Below are 16,119 nucleotides of genomic sequence, written 5' to 3' on the forward strand. Positions count from 1 at the left end.
TTAAACTCATTAATGTAAAAGACATTTCATTTTTTCGGGGGAAGTAAATCATGTCACCACAAGAAGTCATACTACCCGTACCGGTGCTCGTCGTTGAAGATGAGGAAATTATTCAATTACGTTTACGTCAAATTTTGACAGAGCTGGGTTATAAGCGTGAAGAGCTTATCTTCACCAAAAATGTTAAAGAATCTATTCAAGCCGTAGAGACCCAACCGATATCCTTAGCCTTAGTTGACTTAGGTTTGCCTGATGGTAGTGGTATCGAAATTATTGAAAAAATACGTTCCCTCGAAAGTAATACCATGATCTTGGTTGTCTCTGCATGGAGTACACAAGAAAGCTTATTTGCCGCAATTAAAGCAGGTGCAACGGGCTATGTATTAAAAGAACGTGATGATGCTGAAGTACTTTTATCTATTCGGAGTATTTTACGTGGTGGGGCGCCGATTGACCCATTTATTGCACGAGAAATCCTTAAACAAATATCCGAAGCCGAAGCGCCAAGTCCAGAACAAACAGTCGCCGATGAAGCAGACTTGAACCTCTTGACCAGTCGTGAAAAAGAAATTTTATGTTTGGTTGCTCAAGGTTTGAGTAACCGTGAGATTGCTGAACAGCTTTTTGTTTCACGCTATACGGTAGAAAGCCATATTAAACATATTTATCGCAAATTAGCCGTAACGAAACGTACCAAAGCCGTGAGTACAGCAAGATCTATGGGTATTCTATAATGCGTAAAGGAGGATATTTTGTATTATTTATCCTCTGTTTAGTATGGGGGAGCTTGAGTCATGCAGAGCAAGTTTTCCCTGTAAATGATCAATGTAATGTAACTGTGAATAGCATTTCACGGGTGAAGACACCATCCAATCAAGAATTACCCAGAACGGGATGGAAAACCACGCAATTACCTGACCGTTGGAAAGAAGATAAAGACTGGGAAGGTTATCAAGGTGGTGCTTGGTATAAACTAGACTGGTCTTGGTACTGTAAAAATAATGCCCGTTTGGCAGAACCCATCGTACTATATATTGATTATATCATTAATACGGGTTCAGTCTTTCTGAATGGCGACTTGCTGTGGACCAATAAAAATCTTCAAGAACCGATTTCTAAAAGTTGGAATGTTGCGCGCTATTGGATTTTACCGATAAGTGGAATCAAACATGATCATAATGAAACTTTGATCTATGTGTATGGTTACTCGAGTTTAAATGCTGGCTTGGGCCCAGTAGTATTTAACAATGTAATGGCAACGGTAGAGAAAGCCGAAAAAACAACATTTACACGTCGGACCATATTACAGTTAAATATTTTTCTTTCTGGGGTCTTGGGTCTAATTTGCTTTATCATTTGGTTGATGCGTCCTCGTGATACCAGTTTTGGCTGGTTTGCGCTTTCAACAGTGTTGTGGATTTTATTTCTCAGTAATGCTCTGACTACTGAAACCTTTCCATACCCAGATTCGGTTTTTTCTGCCAAAGCTAATCTGATATTTGTAATGCTGTACTTTCAGTGCTTTAGCATTTATATCTTACGCTTTCTTGGGCGTAAGTTTCCACGAATAGAACTGTCATTTACAATGTTGACTGCTGCACTGATTGGTGTGGTGTGTATTTGGCCATTCGAACAAAATGCAGATATTTCGAGCCTTATTTTCTTTTTGTATTGCACATTCTTTTTTATCACTTACCTCTATCTGTGTAAAATTAGTTTCAAAGAACGAAGAAGGGACTATATTTTATTAGCAATCTGTTTGACTGCGATAATTGTGATAGTCATAGCTGACATCACGGTCTTGGTACTCTTTCCAAAAGAAAATTTTACACCTTTATCACCCTTTACTTCACCGATTATAACCTTATTTATAGTGGTGATCTTGGGGGCGAGACTCAATCGAAATATACAGAAAATTGAAAAATATAATGATGATCTGGCATTTGAAGTTCAGAAAGTCAGTGATGAACTATGTAGTAGCTTGAATGATAAACATCAGCTTGAACTGAGTAATGTACGCCTGCAGGAACGGATTAAATTATCGCATGATCTGCATGATGGTCTGGGCGCATCCATTGTGCGCTCGATGATCTTGGTTGATCAGTGTGAAAGTAATATTCCAAACAGACAGTTCTTGTCGATGTTGAAATTATTGCGCGATGATTTAAGGCAAATTATTGATAGTGGATCATCTTTAGACAGTAAAGTGCCAGATTCACCTTTGCTCTGGATCGCACCTGTTCGACATCGCTTTAGTCAGTTGATGGATGAAATGGAAATGAATGCCAAATGGTGTATTCCTTCGCAGTGGGCGATCAAACCAACGGCAATTCAGTGTCTGACTTTAATACGAGTGATTGAAGAAAGCCTGACCAATATTGTGAAACATAGCCAAGCAAATCATGTCAATGTCACGCTGTCACAGTTCGAAAATGGCGCATTGTTATTAACTATTGAAGATGATGGCGTCGGTTTTGATGTTGAGAGTGTTTCAAATCATGGCATGAGTATCGGTATGCGAAGTATGAAAATGCGTGTGGAGCGTATAGGCGGAAATTTCAAAATTCATTCTCAGCAAGGCTGTACCATTATTCAAACAGAAATTAATTTAAAATCAGCTGCATAAAATAATATGTTGAAATAATAAAAATGATGATCAATTCGATATTAAGTCATCTAAAGCGCATTGCATTCTTCTGCTGTGTCACTTTTATCGCAGCTTGTGATTCGCAGGATCAAGCGCCTAAACCAGGTGAGTATGGGCAATTTTGTTCCAACAAGCAGTGTTAAGCTCCGAATAAATTCAGCAATTACTCACAGAAAGTCAAAGCGATACAAATGCATTAAACACTAAAAATTTTGCAGTGGATTACACGGCGACATCGAGCCAAACCCATATCGTGCAGTCTTGTTGGTCAAAGGTAGGGCAATGACCAGTGGTGAGGTATCCGTTAAATTTCAAATTGATAACTACAATGCCGCTATTCAACAAACCTCAAGCAATCTCATGCAAATGGATGCAGGTATTGATCGGGTTGAACGATTAGAAACATTGGATGCATGACAAGATTTTATCTTTGTCATGGATGGTGCGCCTTATTCAGTCAATGCTGCCATTGATCCAAATAGTATGACCAGTCAACTGAGTTTGTTAGAGTCGAGGAATGTGGAGTTTCAAAGTATTGAATTACAAATTTGGCAAGGCAAAGGTAGTCAACGGTGTAATGCGCTATCTGTGGTTTATTGGATTTGTGTTGTTGATAGTATGGGTTTATCGCGTCATCGTGGAGAAAAAAGCCGATCAAGTCGAAGTTTTTTTAAATCGTAGAAAGCGAAAATAATGCTATTCAGCAGTATAAAAAGGGAGCATGACGCTCCCTTTTTTATTGATTTTATTCAGCTTCTGTCGGGACGAGCATGAGCACAGATTCATTTAACAGCATGGCAATATCTTCTAAGATATCAGCATCATATAAAGATTCGTCTAGCGCTAGACTTTGACCATCGGCAATGGTTTTTAAATGCACTGCAAATTCGTCTGAGATACAGATTCCTTCGCCATTTGCCCAAAACAAAATATCACCGTCTTGCTCTGTATATAGTAAGCGTGAAGCCGGTTCTAACATGAGTTGATAGCCTTGATCTAAGGCCTCTTCAAGATCACCAGTGCCGATTTCTTCGGCTTCAGGAATATTGTCAGGATATTTAGGTTCTGACATTAAGCTCATGATTGCATCTTCAAGTACGGTTGAATTTTGCAATTGTTCAAATAACTTTTCTTTTAAATACTCAAGTTCATTTTCAGTCACTTGGCCAATCGCACTGATTTGGTCACGTAAAATGTCAGTTAATGGATTTTTAAGTAGAGGATTGTCTGTGAATTTGTCTGTCACTCGATCCATCATTTCAGTGACATTTGGCATGCGGAAGCCAAATGAATAGGTCAGACATTCATCTTCAGCTACGCCATAGTGTGACAGGCCTGGTGGCACATAAAGTAAGTCGCCGGGAGCAAGCACTTCATCAAAATGTACGTCCATTTCTGGCAGTAAGCGAAGTGGTTGACCTTCTACAAATGCAGTATCTGCATCACACATCTGACCCAATTGCCAACGGCGATGACCATAGCCTTGTACGAGGAAGACATCGTAAAAATCAAAATGTTGTCCGACAGAGCCGCCTTTTTGTGCATACGACACCATGATGTCATCACGACGCCATTGAGGAATAAATGAAAACTGCTTCCAAAGCTCGGCTAGGTCAAAAGAATAATGATCGACAGCTTGAACCAATAAAGTCCACAGTTTCGGCATTTTTTGAAAATCGGCTTTAAGTAGTGGAGAAGATTTTACTGTCCATTGGTTAGGATCACGATCTTTTTGTTTGATGAGACGTGCAGTGACGTTATCTTCTAAAGCCAATTCTAGAACGTCTTTCGGTTCAAGTATTTGGGCAATTTCAGGGAGTGCATTTCGAACCAATAATGGTTTTTTTTGCCAATATTCGGCAAGGAATTGTTCAGCGCTGATGCCGCCGAGGATGTCAAGAGAATGAGCCATAGCTAAATACATACAATTTCAATGGATATATTGTCCCTTGAGATTCCAGTTTTTAGCAAGGCTCTATTTCATTAAATTATTTCGATTAGCTTGAGACTATTTTAAAGGATTGTCTTTGAGATATTGCATGACTAATTTTTCAACTTCCAAATCATAGCTATTGGCAGCAGCCGTGGTCGCTGAAAATTTCATGAATTGCTCAAAATGTGCATTGGTGTCAATTTTAGTATTTTCTTTATCAGACATTAATTTGAAATGATTCGGCATGACTTTTGCCATCATTTCAACATTTTCGGTTTGTAGTTTTAGAAGTTTTTTCACTTCAACTGTTTGTGGTTGAATGCTTTCAAATTTTTGTTTGCCTAGAGCAACCAGTTTATTGATTTGTTGTTCTGGCGTGTTACTACCACCGGTTTTGGTTTTAGTGCCTAGTTGTTGAATGATTTGCTCCTGCATCGCAGCGCCTTGTTGTTCTAATTCAGCATAGATGAATTTATATTGAACCCACTCATTGACTAAGTTTTTGTTGTATTGCTGAGAGTTGGTCACAGTTTGATTCACTGTATTGGTATGACCGTTTGTCGAACAAAATAGAAGGCTAATGCTAATGAGGCTAGATGAAATTAAATTAAACGTTTTCATGTTTTCAGTTCTTGGTTGTAATAAATAAGTAAGTGACTTTTTAATCATTAGCCCATAAAGAGCTAATGATGTGTTTATTATGCTGTAACAAATAAAGATTTTAAAATTATGGGACTAAGATCTTAAGCTCACGCAAAATATTGCAGAGTTTAATCATCGGCATACCCATGAGTGTAGTTTGGTCTTGCCCGATCATTTCTTCAAATAAGCTAATCCCTAAACTTTCACATTTAAAACTGCCAGCGCAGTGTAACGGTTGTTCAACCTGAACATAACGTTCAATTTCAGGCAAGCTTAGTTTGCGAAATTTCACTTTATAGTGCTCGACAAGGGTTTGTTCAAAACCTATCGATTTTTGTTGGACACTGAGTGCCGTACTGAAATAAACGATTTTGTCAGAATTGGCTTGAAGCTGCTTAATGGCTTTTTCATCGCAAAGCGGTTTACCGATAAAAATATCTGGTGCGCCTTCGCGCCATGCGACTTGGTCAGAACCAATCACAATCGCGTCTGGGTGCTGGTTTGCAATCGCTGAAGCTTTTTCAAATGCCAGTCGCTTTGCTAACTCATCAGCGTGGTTCTCACCACGAGGTGTTTCGTCTATATCTGGTACGATTGAGTGGTAATCAATCCGTAAACGGTCCATTAGGTCTTTACGGGTTTGGCTGCTAGAAGCCAAAATGATTTTGGGAGTACTCATTACACTGCATATTCCATAAGTACATCAAGCGGTACATAAGACAGCGCCGCTTGGTGACACGCTTGTATTTTAATAGGTGGGGCAAATCCTTCTTGATACGCTTCCACCCAGCGAGTCACACAGATACACCAGAAGTCACCAGGTTGTAATCCTGGAAAACCAACTTCGGGTAAAGGTGTGATTAGGTCATTGCCAACTTTTTGGGAAAAGTTTAAAAATTCAGATGTCATTTGTGCACACATCGTATGCTGACCAAGGTCTGTTGTTGCTGTATGGCAAAAGCCATTTCTAAAATATCCGGTAATCGGATCAAAACAACAGCTTGCCAAGGGTTCGCCTAAAACATTTAAACGATTAATATTTGGGTCTGGATGAATCGACATAAGCGCTGAATCTTTATAAGGCTTTTCGCTATCATAACAAAACTTTGGCTCGACATAGCTTTTCTGCAAAAGAAGCTAACGTTTTTCTGCATAATCATTTAAAATCGTCGCGTTTTGATATCAATAAAAGAGAGTAATGCATGAACTTTCAGCGTATGACTGACCTAGATTTGGCGGGTAAACGTGTTCTGATCCGTGAAGATCTTAACGTACCAGTTAAAAATGGCGTGATTACAAGCGATGCACGTTTACGTGCGGCGTTGCCAACAATTAAAGCAGCTGTAGAAAAAGGTGCTGCTGTAATGGTGTATTCACACTTAGGTCGTCCTGTTGAAGGTGAGCCTAAAGCAGAGCAGTCTCTAGCACCTGTAGCCGCTTATTTAACAGAAGCTTTGGGTCAAGATGTTCAATTGATCACTGATTATTTGGACGGTGTTGACGTTGCGCCAGGTCAAGTGGTTTTACTTGAAAACTGCCGTTTCAACGTAGGTGAAAAGAAAAACAATCCTGAATTATCTGCTAAATATGCAGCACTTTGTGATGTTTACGTTATGGATGCATTTGGTACGGCTCACCGTGCAGAAGCATCGACTGAAGGCGTAGCACGTTGTGCAAAAGTGGCTGCTGCAGGTCCTTTACTTGCTGCTGAGCTTGACGCGCTAGGTCGTGCACTTAAAACTCCTGCAAAACCAATGGTTGCGATTGTTGCTGGCTCAAAAGTTTCTACTAAATTAGATGTATTAACTTCACTATCTGACATCTGTGATCAATTGATCGTGGGTGGTGGTATTGCCAATACATTCTTAGCTGCTGCAGGCTTCAATGTTGGTAAATCACTTTGTGAAAATGACCTGATCGACACAGCAAAAGCCATTGCCGCAAAAGTATCTGTACCACTTCCAACAGATGTTGTTGTTGCTGATGCTGCTGAAATTGATTTTGCAGACTTCCTTGGTTCATTAGCTGCTGCTAAAGCTGTCGTGAAAAAAGTTGAAGATGTAACAGACAACGACATGATTTTGGATGTAGGTCCTGAAACTGCCAAAGCATTTGCTGAAATTTTGAAAACTTCAAAAACTATTCTATGGAATGGTCCAGTAGGTGTGTTTGAAGTTGATCAATTCGGCGAAGGCACTAAAGCATTGTCTTTAGCGATTGCTGAATCTGAAGGCTTCTCGATCGCGGGTGGTGGTGACACGCTTGCTGCAATTGATAAATATGAAGTTGCAGACAATATTGGTTACATCTCGACTGGTGGTGGTGCTTTCCTTGAATTCGTTGAAGGTAAAACTCTTCCTGCTGTAGCAGCGCTTCTTGACCGTGCTTAATTTAGTATTATCAATAAGATAATACAGTATTAAAAAAGGTTGGCTTCGGTCAGCCTTTTTTTATCGCCCATTCATTTTGCCGTCATCAAAGTGCAATATTTCTGCAATAAAATTCATCGCAACACCTAATTCGCAGTAGTAGGAAACAACGATGAACTTAAAACTTGCACTTGCTGTACTTTTAATCGCACCATTAACTTTGACAGCTTGTGCTAAAAAAGAGTCTGCACCAACGGAATCAGAAGCATCTGCTGTTGCCGTAGATAATGCTCAAACAACGCCAGAACAACAAAAAGCCATTGATGAACTTGATAAGCCAGTATTGGATGAAAAGAACCAAGATGTTCCTGCTGAGATTGCAAATGCACCTGCAGACGAAGCAACAGCTGACACTGAAACAGCCGCTTCAGCAGCAGCAACTCACTAAGATTGTTGACTTTATTTAAAAAGTCCCTGCAAATGCAGGGATTTTTTTTTAAATAGTGTTATTTGTTGCTGAATTGAAATGATTGAGCATGTAGAATATGCGGCATTACCTGGGAGGATATTATGGCTCTTATTTCATTGCGCCAGCTCTTGGATCACGCCGGCGAACATGCTTACGGCGTACCAGCATTCAACGTAAACAACTTAGAACAAATGCGTGCAATTATGCTTGCAGCAGATGCAACAAATTCACCTGTAATCGTACAAGCATCTGCGGGTGCGCGTAAGTATGCAGGCGCTCCGTTCTTGCGTCATTTGATTTTGGCAGCAATCGAAGAATGGCCACATATTCCTGTGGTTATGCACCAAGACCATGGTACTAGCCCTGACGTATGTCAACGTTCTATTCAACTTGGCTTCTCATCAGTGATGATGGACGGTTCTTTAGGTGAAGACGGTAAAACGCCAACTTCATACGAATACAACGTAGACGTGACTCGTCGTACTGTTCAAATGGCACATGCGTGTGGCGTTTCAGTAGAAGGCGAAATCGGTTGTTTAGGTAGCCTTGAAACTGGTATGGCTGGTGAAGAAGATGGTGTAGGCGCTGAAGGCGTACTTGATCATTCTCAGCTTTTAACTTCAGTTGAAGAAGCGCGTTCATTTGTAGCTGATACCAATGTTGACGCACTTGCAATTGCAGTGGGTACTTCACACGGTGCGTACAAATTTACTCGCCCACCTACAGGTGACATTTTAGCGATTGACCGTATTAAAGAAATTCACGCTGCGTTACCAAATACACATCTTGTAATGCACGGTTCAAGCTCTGTGCCACAAGAATGGTTAGCTGTAATTAATGAATTCGGTGGTAACATCGGCGAAACTTATGGTGTTCCAGTAGACCAACTTGTAGACGCAATCAAACACGGTGTTCGTAAAATTAACATCGATACTGACTTACGTCTTGCTTCTACAGGTGCTATGCGCCGTATGATGGCTGAAAAACCAGCTGAATTTGACCCACGTAAATTCTTCTCTGCAACTGTTGATGCGATGAAACAAATTTGTATCGATCGTTATGAAGCATTTGGTACAGCGGGTAATGCTGACAAGATTCGTCCAATTTCTTTAGAAAAAATGGTGAGTCACTATAAATAATTTGTCTTGAGATAGATTATTTTTGAAGAAAAGCCCACAATTAAGTGGGCTTTTCTTTGATTTGAACTTAGAAAAATTGCTTTAAATACAACTCAAGAATAAGAGCGTGTCATGGAATTGATCTTTGCTGCCGCGATTTGCAGTGTTCTCGTTTCAGTAATTCTAAAACTCTGTCGTGATCGTGGTTTTAACCCTGCACAAATGATCACATGGAATTATGCATCTGCGAGTATTTTATGTTTTCTATGGTTTAAGCCGGATCTAGCGCATATTTCGATTAATAAAACGCCGTGGGTTTTAATTGCGGCTTTGGGTGTATTACTGCCGACAATTTTTTATTGCTTAGCACGCTCACTGCAAACAGCGGGTATTTTAAAAACCGAATTGGCTCAGCGCTTATCTGTTGTGCTTTCTCTTAGCGCAGCCTATTTTATTTTCAGTGAATATTTTAATGCCATTAAGCTCATTGGTATCGCACTTGGTGTACTTGCGGTATTGCTGATTTTATTTTCACAGCGCAAGGGAAGCATTGATGGAAAGCAGGGTATTTTATTTTTATTAAGCGTTTGGGCAGGCTATGCACTGATTGATGTGCTATTAAAATTTGCTTCAGGTTTGGGCATGCAGTTTGCGGTGACTTTAAATTTGGTGTTTATTTGTGCATTTTTACTTTCGAGCATTTATAACATCGTACAGCACGGCAGTTTGGGGCAGACCAAAAATATCCTCGCTGGATTGGGCTTAGGTCTCTTAAACTTTGCTAATATTGCACTGTATGTGAAAGCCCATATGTTGCTTAAAGACACACCTGCAATCGTGTTTGCTGGAATGAATATTTTGGTCGTGGTTTTAGGTGTGGTTGCGGGCCTTATCATCTTTAAAGAAAAATTGAGAGTCGCAACCGTATTTGGTTTGATTGCAGGGATCATGAGTGTGGTTTGCTTAGCATATGCCATGTCTGTCTAAGATAACTTTTAGCAAAAACGATCGGGTGTTGTAGCAAATCATCCCACTCAGCCACGCCCATGAGCAGTCCTTGATCTCGACAGGTCGGACACTCAGGGCAGTGATGATCAGTATATTGATAAGTATGCAGATACATTTCATGGCAATGACCGCATTCAAACTTCATCGGCATTTGTAGTAAATATGACATGTCCCACCTCTGCTTGAATTGTTTTTTTGATTCAAATTATTCAGCAAAGTTCAGACCAATTTATAAATATTATATTTTCACATTGTTGCTAAATATGTCGTTATAAAAAAGCCCTCGATTTGAGGGCTTTTAGTTTTAGATGCATAGTTAACGTGTGAGTTGTTGAAAACGTTGTAAGGTATTTTCAAAATAACATTTACCCACTGCAACGGGGTGTTTTAGGAAATCTTGAGTTTCAATCGTGCCTTGTAACTGACCCGGTTGTTTACAGTTTGGGCAGTTTGGATAGCTATGGAGCATATCGCCCGCATATTTTTGTAAATAAACCGTATTGCACGCTTCGCAATGAAATTTCATAGGTAATTTTATAGCTGTAGGCATAGGGAGAGACCTGAGTATATTTTGAGCAGAATATACTCGATAATTGTTTAAATAATAAGTCCCGAAATGACAAAAAAGAGGCAAAATTGCCCCTTTCGTCGGTTTTATGGAAAGCTTAGAGGTGTGTAAAAATTTCTTCAGCATTCAGACGTGATTTAGGTAATTTCGCATTGAAATCATTTTCACTTCGATAACCTAAAGTCATCAGTACAGAAGGAATCAAGTTTTGTTCAACTAAGCCCAATTCTTCAGTGATGATCGCTTCGTCAAATCCACCAATCGGTGTTGCATCGACACCTTCAATGCCTGCTGCCAAAAGCATTTGACCTAAAGCAATAAATGTTTGGTTTTCAGCCCAACGTTGAATATCACCTTTTTCATTACGATAATAATCGACATAACCTGTACGGCTGTCTTTTTGACCTTGTTTGGCTTTGTCATCTTTAAAGCGACCACTACGATCATCCTGATTTAAAAGATTATCTAAATGCTCTGCAGTGATGTCTGCCTTAGTACAGAATAAAATCGTATGTGATGAATCTAAAACTTTTGGGGCATTGTAGGCATATTTTCCTACTAAGGCTTTGGCAATGCGTTGTTTGGCTGCATCATGATCTGCAATAAAAAAATGCCAAGGCTGAATATTGATGGAAGATGGTGTTAAACGGAGTATTTGTAATAAACGCTCAAATTGTTCCTGTGGAATTTTTTTAGCAGGATTATATGCTTTCGTGGTATAGCGTTGTTTTGATACGTTTAACAGATCCATCGAATATCTCCAGATATAGTTTGCTGTAGTTTAGCGGATAAATGGACAAATGGTCTAAGGAGAAAATTTTCCAAGGATAGATCTTAGTCGTATATGCTGTACTCATTGGCTAAAAATTAACAGATTTAAGCTGTATGAAGTGCGAATTAGAGTTATATAAAATCATAAGATAGATAAATGCTATTGGTAGTTTTTGCCAAAAGGCGTTTAATCAATTGTAGTTAATCATAGTTTAAGCATGAGACAGCAGCGATGGATTACACCAATCATTTCAAGAAAAAATTAAAAACCGAACAGCAGATTGGTTTGTGGGTCGGTTTAGCCGATGCTTATGGTACTGAAATAGCTGCAAATGCAGGTTATGACTGGTTGCTCATTGATGGTGAGCATGCGCCAAGTGACTTGCGGACGACATTGTCGCAACTGCAAAGTATTGCAGCATATCCTTCGCAGGCTGTGGTTCGACCTCCAATTGGTAGTGTGCAATTAATCAAACAATTGTTGGATATCGGTGCGCAAACCTTGCTCATCCCTATGGTCGAAACTGTTGAACAAGCTCAACTTATGGTTAAGGCAGTACGTTATCCACCTGAGGGTATTAGAGGCGTTGGTGCAGCATTAGCACGTGCAACACGTTGGAACAGTATTCCTGACTATTATGCAAATGCACATGAAAATATCTGTTTACTGATTCAGATTGAGTCAATTGAAGGGATTAAAAACTTGGATGAAATACTGAAAATTGATGGCATCGATGGGGTGTTTATTGGTGCCGTGGATTTGTCGGCGACGATGGGTTATCAAGGGAATCCGAATCATCCTGAAGTACAAAAAACCGTGATTGATGCGATTCAGCGCATACGTAAGGCGGGTAAAGCTGCAGGTATTTTGTCGACACAACATGATGTGACTCAGAAATATATCGAGTTAGGCACAGAATTTGTTGCCGTAGGTGTCGATACCAGTGTGCTCATGAATTCGTTACGTGAACTTTTATCGAAATACAAAAATGATACCCCAGTTACGAAAACAGAAGGTGGTTACTAAGCGATACAGCCTTCGTTATATTATTCACTGTATGGATAATTAATTTACTCGATGGTTAAAATTTTAATTCAATAATTTTAGCAAAAGTAGTGGCTTAGAGTATATGTAAACTCTACTTTTGCTAATCAAAGCGCAATATTGTATACTTCTGCTTAACTCGAAGCGGGTAATGTTCCTGCTTATCTTTTTTATTTAGCTGATTGTGATTTATCTGTATTCAAGCTTCTGACTTGAATCTTATCTTTGTAACTACAGAATTATTATTCCAAACCCGATTGATTAATCTCTTTGTTCTGTCACAAAAAGCTCACATGTTGAGTAAATCTTTTGAATATTTTAAATACTTGGCAAACTGCCAAAGCTGTAAATGGCGATGAAATTAATGTGAAATTGGTGCCTTTGAAACGTCAACAAAATACCAATGCTGGTTTAATTTGGGTTGATGTTGGGCAAATGATTGAATTAGAAACAGGCGAGACATTTAACCTGAATCTAGATGGCAAAAGCTTCTATACTGGCCCAAACCAGCTATATCGCTTAGCTTAAATGAAAAAAACAGCAGATCATCTGCTTTTTTTTTGCCTAAAAAAGCGGCTTAAGCCATTTCAAGGTGTTGATGCTTATTCGCAACTTGAGCTTGGTTTTTATATCGGTATTGCGCCGCACGGTGGTTGTCGGGCAATTTCGCGCCTTGGCCGAAGAGTTTTTCACGCAAGGTTCCGTCAGCATATTCTGTTTGATATACACCACGACGTTGTAATTCTGGTACAACGTATTCCACAATATCTTCAAAACTCTTATGCGCCAATATGTAGGCTAAGTTAAAGCCATCGATACCAGTGTACTCAATCCACTCCTGTAAACGGTCTGCCACGGTTGCTGGAGAGCCGACAATAACAGGTCCGTTACCGCCGACACTGGTCCATTTTGCAATTTCCTCAATCGTCCAAATTTTATCAGGATCTGCCTCTACATAAGATTGCAGCATAGATTGAATGGCATCGGTTTGAATGTATTCCACTTGATCTGTTGGTTTAAACTGAGAAAAGTCGACACCTGACCAGCCAGAAGCCAGGGTCAAGCCGCCGTCATAGCTGCCATATTGCTGATATTCACGGAACTTAGCTTGGGCTTTTTCATCGGTCTCATCAACCACTATGGCCAGCATGGTATAGATCAGGACAGAATGGGGATCTTTGCCTTCTTTTACTAAATTATGCCGAATACCATCGGCCAGTTTTTTTACTGCAATTTGAGTCGGTGCCGAGATGAAAACACATTCCGCATTTTGACTAGCAAACTGTTGTCCGCGTGCTGAAGCGCCAGCTTGATATAAAACCGGTGTACGCTGGGGTGAAGGTTCGCAAATATGAATGCCAGGAACAGTAAAGTATTTTCCTTCATGTTGAATTGGATGCACTTTGCGGTGATCAGCAAAGATACCATTTTGTTTATCGCGCAGCACGGCATCATCTTCCCAAGAGCCTTCCCAAAGTTTATAGAGAACTTCTAAATATTCATCTGCAATGTCATAGCGGTTGTCATGACTGACTTGGGTTTTTAGGCCTAAATTTTTAGAGCCGCTTTCTAGATATGAAGTCACAATATTCCATCCGGCACGGCCTTTCGTCAGGTGATCTAAAGTGCTCATACGTCGTGCAAAAGGATAGGGGTGCTCAAATGAAATTGAAGTCGTGACACCAAAGCCTAAGTGCTTGGTGACAGCTGCCATTGCAGGAACAATTTGCAAAGGATCATTCACAGGTACTTGGATAGCGCCAGTCAGCGCATGTTCAGCAGAACCGTGGTAGACATCATAAATACCCAAAACATCTGCTATAAAGACACCATCAAATTTTCCGCGTTCTAAAATTTTAGCTAAGTCGGTCCAATATTCTAGGTCTTTGTATTCTGTAGAACGGTCTAATGGATGACGCCATAGACCGGGTGACTGATGTGCAATACAGTTCATTTCAAAGGCATTGAAGCGAATATTTTTAGACATGATTTTTTACTGGGTTATTTAATCTCTTGCATAAGAGGGTATATAAAAATACAGCTGCATTTATTAATAAAAAGTCAAAAACAAATCTGAATAAATGCTAATCATAATTTTTGAATACTTCATATATTCATATGGATAAGCAGATATTTTTTTGTTTGGTACGGCTTATAAAGATTTTGTTTGACAATTAAAAATGTAAATTCCATGTCATGAAAACTGATTTGTTTTGATGATAATTCTATAAATAATCAAAATAAAAAGTGCTAGCTTATTTGAATAATATCTAAACTGAGCATTTTAATAATGACTTCAAAAATTGAAATTAAACTAAAAGAGGCGCAAAACATTCCGCGCGATTTCTATCAATCTAGCGGTTTAGCGCATATTATTCGATCTGATCAAGAAGCTATCGATGTTGCTGAACAGTTAGCTGTGGAATTTACAAAAGAATCAGCTAAACGCGATCATGAACGCCGCTTACCTTTGCAGGAAGTACAGCAATATTCAGCATCAGGTTTGTGGGGCATTACTGTACCGCGTCAATTTGGTGGTGCAGGAGTGAGTTATAAAACCCTTGCAGACGTGGTCAAAATTATTTCTAGTGCAGACTCATCCCTAGGACAAATTGCTCAAAACCATTGGGCCTTTGTCGAGCATATTCGTTTGGATGCAAATCCATCACAGCAAGAGTTTTTCTTTGATCAAGTCTTACAAGGTAAACGCTTTGGCAATGCATTTTCAGAAAAAGGTTCCAAAACAGTTGCAGAATTAACAACAGCCATTGAGTTTAAAGATGATCATGCGCTCATTAATGGTCAAAAATTCTTTGCAACAGGCGCTTTGCTTGCACATTGGATACCTGTGGTTGCAGTGAATGATGGAAAGCCTTATGCAGCCTTAGTACCCCAGCATACGCCGGGTTTAACCATTATTAACGACTGGAGTGGTTTTGGACAAAGAACGACAGTCAGCGGTTCTGTACTGTTGGACAATGTCAAAGTGGATTTAAATCACATTGTACCCATTCATCAAGCTTTTGAACGTCCAACGGCTGCGGGCGCTATTTCTCAATTCATTCAATCTGCTGTCGATGCTGGTATTGCGCGCGGTGCGATTAATGAAACGATTCAATATGTGCGCCAGCATGCACGTCCTTGGATTGATTCGGGCTTAGAAAAGGCGGTGCAAGATCCGTATACGATTGCCAACATCGGCGAGTTGAAAATTAAACTCCGAGCTGCAGAGGCAGTGTTGGCTTTGGCGGGTGAAGCGATAGACCGAGCCGTAGAAAACCCAACAGAAGAAACGGTGTCAGAGGCAACACTACTGACAGCAGAATCTAAGGTCCTGACGACTGAAATTGCGTTACTTGCAGCGAATAAACTATTTGAACTCTCAGGCACACGATCAACATTGTCTGAGCTGAATTTAGACCGTCATTGGCGTAATGCGCGCACACATACTTTGCACGATCCCGTACGTTGGAAGCTGAATATTGTAGGCAACTACTATTTAAATGATGTACCACCGCCGCGCCATGCTTGGAGTTAAGAGGAGAAGAT

The 16,119-nt window shown here is 39.9% G+C and carries 18 protein-coding genes; 11 read left to right on the plus strand and 7 right to left on the minus strand.

The genetic code is table 11. From position 1 onward, the window contains the following. Positions 1–50: 50 nt before the first annotated feature. The 4 genes from FTT99_RS03365 to FTT99_RS03375 all read left to right on the plus strand — a co-directional run bounded on the left by FTT99_RS03365 (position 51) and on the right by FTT99_RS03375 (position 3,328). Positions 51–734, plus strand: coding sequence for a response regulator transcription factor (locus FTT99_RS03365; protein WP_078188703.1), 684 nt, complete (start codon positions 51–53; stop codon positions 732–734). Further along, complete coding sequence (locus FTT99_RS03370) at positions 734–2,626, plus strand: ATP-binding protein (protein ID WP_180130176.1); 1,893 nt, start codon at positions 734–736, stop codon at positions 2,624–2,626. Before FTT99_RS03365 ends, FTT99_RS03370 begins: the two co-directional genes overlap by 1 nt. Positions 2,627–2,929: 303 nt before the next feature. After that, positions 2,930–3,064 carry a hypothetical protein gene (locus FTT99_RS16430; protein ID WP_257229268.1) on the plus strand — a complete coding sequence of 45 codons (135 nt, stop codon included), beginning with the start codon at positions 2,930–2,932 and terminating at the stop codon, positions 3,062–3,064. 18 nt (positions 3,065–3,082) lie between these two features. Beyond that, positions 3,083–3,328 (plus strand): hypothetical protein, encoded by a 246-nt coding sequence (locus FTT99_RS03375; RefSeq protein WP_180130178.1) that lies wholly within the window; start codon positions 3,083–3,085, stop codon positions 3,326–3,328. Positions 3,329–3,392: 64 nt separating this feature from the next. Here the strand turns inward: FTT99_RS03375 and FTT99_RS03380 are convergent, their stop codons facing one another. The 4 genes from FTT99_RS03380 to FTT99_RS03395 form a co-directional block, all read right to left on the minus strand. Continuing rightward, a complete protein-coding gene (locus tag FTT99_RS03380; RefSeq protein WP_180119957.1) occupies positions 3,393–4,559 on the minus strand; it encodes a cupin domain-containing protein in 1,167 nt (388 codons plus the stop codon). Between the two features lie 96 nt (positions 4,560–4,655). Continuing rightward, positions 4,656–5,201: a hypothetical protein gene (locus FTT99_RS03385; protein ID WP_162689708.1), complete on the minus strand. Its 546-nt coding sequence runs from the start codon at positions 5,199–5,201 to the stop codon at positions 4,656–4,658. Positions 5,202–5,307: 106 nt separating this feature from the next. Next, positions 5,308–5,901: a nucleoside triphosphate pyrophosphatase gene (locus FTT99_RS03390; protein WP_180004636.1), complete on the minus strand. Its 594-nt coding sequence runs from the start codon at positions 5,899–5,901 to the stop codon at positions 5,308–5,310. Further along, complete coding sequence (locus FTT99_RS03395; RefSeq protein WP_078188698.1) at positions 5,901–6,284, minus strand: DUF2237 family protein; 384 nt, start codon at positions 6,282–6,284, stop codon at positions 5,901–5,903. Before FTT99_RS03395 ends, FTT99_RS03390 begins: the two co-directional genes overlap by 1 nt. A gap of 140 nt (positions 6,285–6,424) precedes the next feature. On the opposite strand from FTT99_RS03395, the gene FTT99_RS03400 reads away from it, so the two are divergent. The 4 genes from FTT99_RS03400 (at position 6,425) to FTT99_RS03415 (ending at position 10,165) form a co-directional block, all read left to right on the plus strand. Next, positions 6,425–7,612 (plus strand): phosphoglycerate kinase, encoded by a 1,188-nt coding sequence (locus tag FTT99_RS03400; protein ID WP_180078411.1) that lies wholly within the window; start codon positions 6,425–6,427, stop codon positions 7,610–7,612. Between the two features lie 151 nt (positions 7,613–7,763). After that, positions 7,764–8,039 (plus strand): hypothetical protein, encoded by a 276-nt coding sequence (locus FTT99_RS03405; RefSeq protein ID WP_168379677.1) that lies wholly within the window; start codon positions 7,764–7,766, stop codon positions 8,037–8,039. 122 nt (positions 8,040–8,161) lie between these two features. Further along, positions 8,162–9,199 (plus strand): class II fructose-bisphosphate aldolase, encoded by a 1,038-nt coding sequence (gene fba / locus FTT99_RS03410; protein ID WP_078193509.1) that lies wholly within the window; start codon positions 8,162–8,164, stop codon positions 9,197–9,199. 111 nt (positions 9,200–9,310) lie between these two features. Further along, on the plus strand, positions 9,311–10,165 hold the full coding sequence (locus FTT99_RS03415) for an EamA family transporter (RefSeq protein ID WP_078193508.1): 855 nt from the start codon (positions 9,311–9,313) through the stop codon (positions 10,163–10,165). Positions 10,166–10,502: 337 nt separating this feature from the next. Here the strand turns inward: FTT99_RS03415 and FTT99_RS03420 are convergent, their stop codons facing one another. Together FTT99_RS03420 and nfsB are read right to left on the minus strand one after the other, a co-directional pair. Continuing rightward, positions 10,503–10,736 (minus strand): hypothetical protein, encoded by a 234-nt coding sequence (locus FTT99_RS03420; RefSeq protein ID WP_078188692.1) that lies wholly within the window; start codon positions 10,734–10,736, stop codon positions 10,503–10,505. A 115-nt stretch (positions 10,737–10,851) separates the two neighbouring features. Then, positions 10,852–11,505, minus strand: coding sequence for an oxygen-insensitive NAD(P)H nitroreductase (gene nfsB / locus FTT99_RS03425; protein WP_111883737.1), 654 nt, complete (start codon positions 11,503–11,505; stop codon positions 10,852–10,854). 252 nt (positions 11,506–11,757) lie between these two features. Here nfsB and hpaI point away from each other — a divergent pair, with 252 nt between their 5' ends. Together hpaI and FTT99_RS03435 are read left to right on the plus strand one after the other, a co-directional pair. Beyond that, positions 11,758–12,552 carry a 4-hydroxy-2-oxoheptanedioate aldolase gene (hpaI, locus tag FTT99_RS03430; RefSeq protein WP_078193506.1) on the plus strand — a complete coding sequence of 265 codons (795 nt, stop codon included), beginning with the start codon at positions 11,758–11,760 and terminating at the stop codon, positions 12,550–12,552. A gap of 327 nt (positions 12,553–12,879) precedes the next feature. Further along, positions 12,880–13,098, plus strand: coding sequence for a transposase (locus tag FTT99_RS03435; RefSeq protein WP_111883736.1), 219 nt, complete (start codon positions 12,880–12,882; stop codon positions 13,096–13,098). A gap of 49 nt (positions 13,099–13,147) precedes the next feature. Here FTT99_RS03435 and FTT99_RS03440 read toward each other — a convergent pair whose 3' ends face one another. After that, complete coding sequence (locus FTT99_RS03440) at positions 13,148–14,557, minus strand: LLM class flavin-dependent oxidoreductase (protein ID WP_180130181.1); 1,410 nt, start codon at positions 14,555–14,557, stop codon at positions 13,148–13,150. Between the two features lie 303 nt (positions 14,558–14,860). On the opposite strand from FTT99_RS03440, the gene FTT99_RS03445 reads away from it, so the two are divergent. Next, the gene (locus FTT99_RS03445) at positions 14,861–16,108 is read left to right on the plus strand and encodes an SfnB family sulfur acquisition oxidoreductase (protein WP_180130184.1); all 1,248 of its coding nucleotides are present in this window, start codon (positions 14,861–14,863) and stop codon (positions 16,106–16,108) included. Positions 16,109–16,119 lie beyond the last annotated feature (11 nt).

Source organism: Acinetobacter sp. YH12040, from assembly GCF_013420005.1.
GTDB lineage: Bacteria > Pseudomonadota > Gammaproteobacteria > Pseudomonadales > Moraxellaceae > Acinetobacter > Acinetobacter amyesii.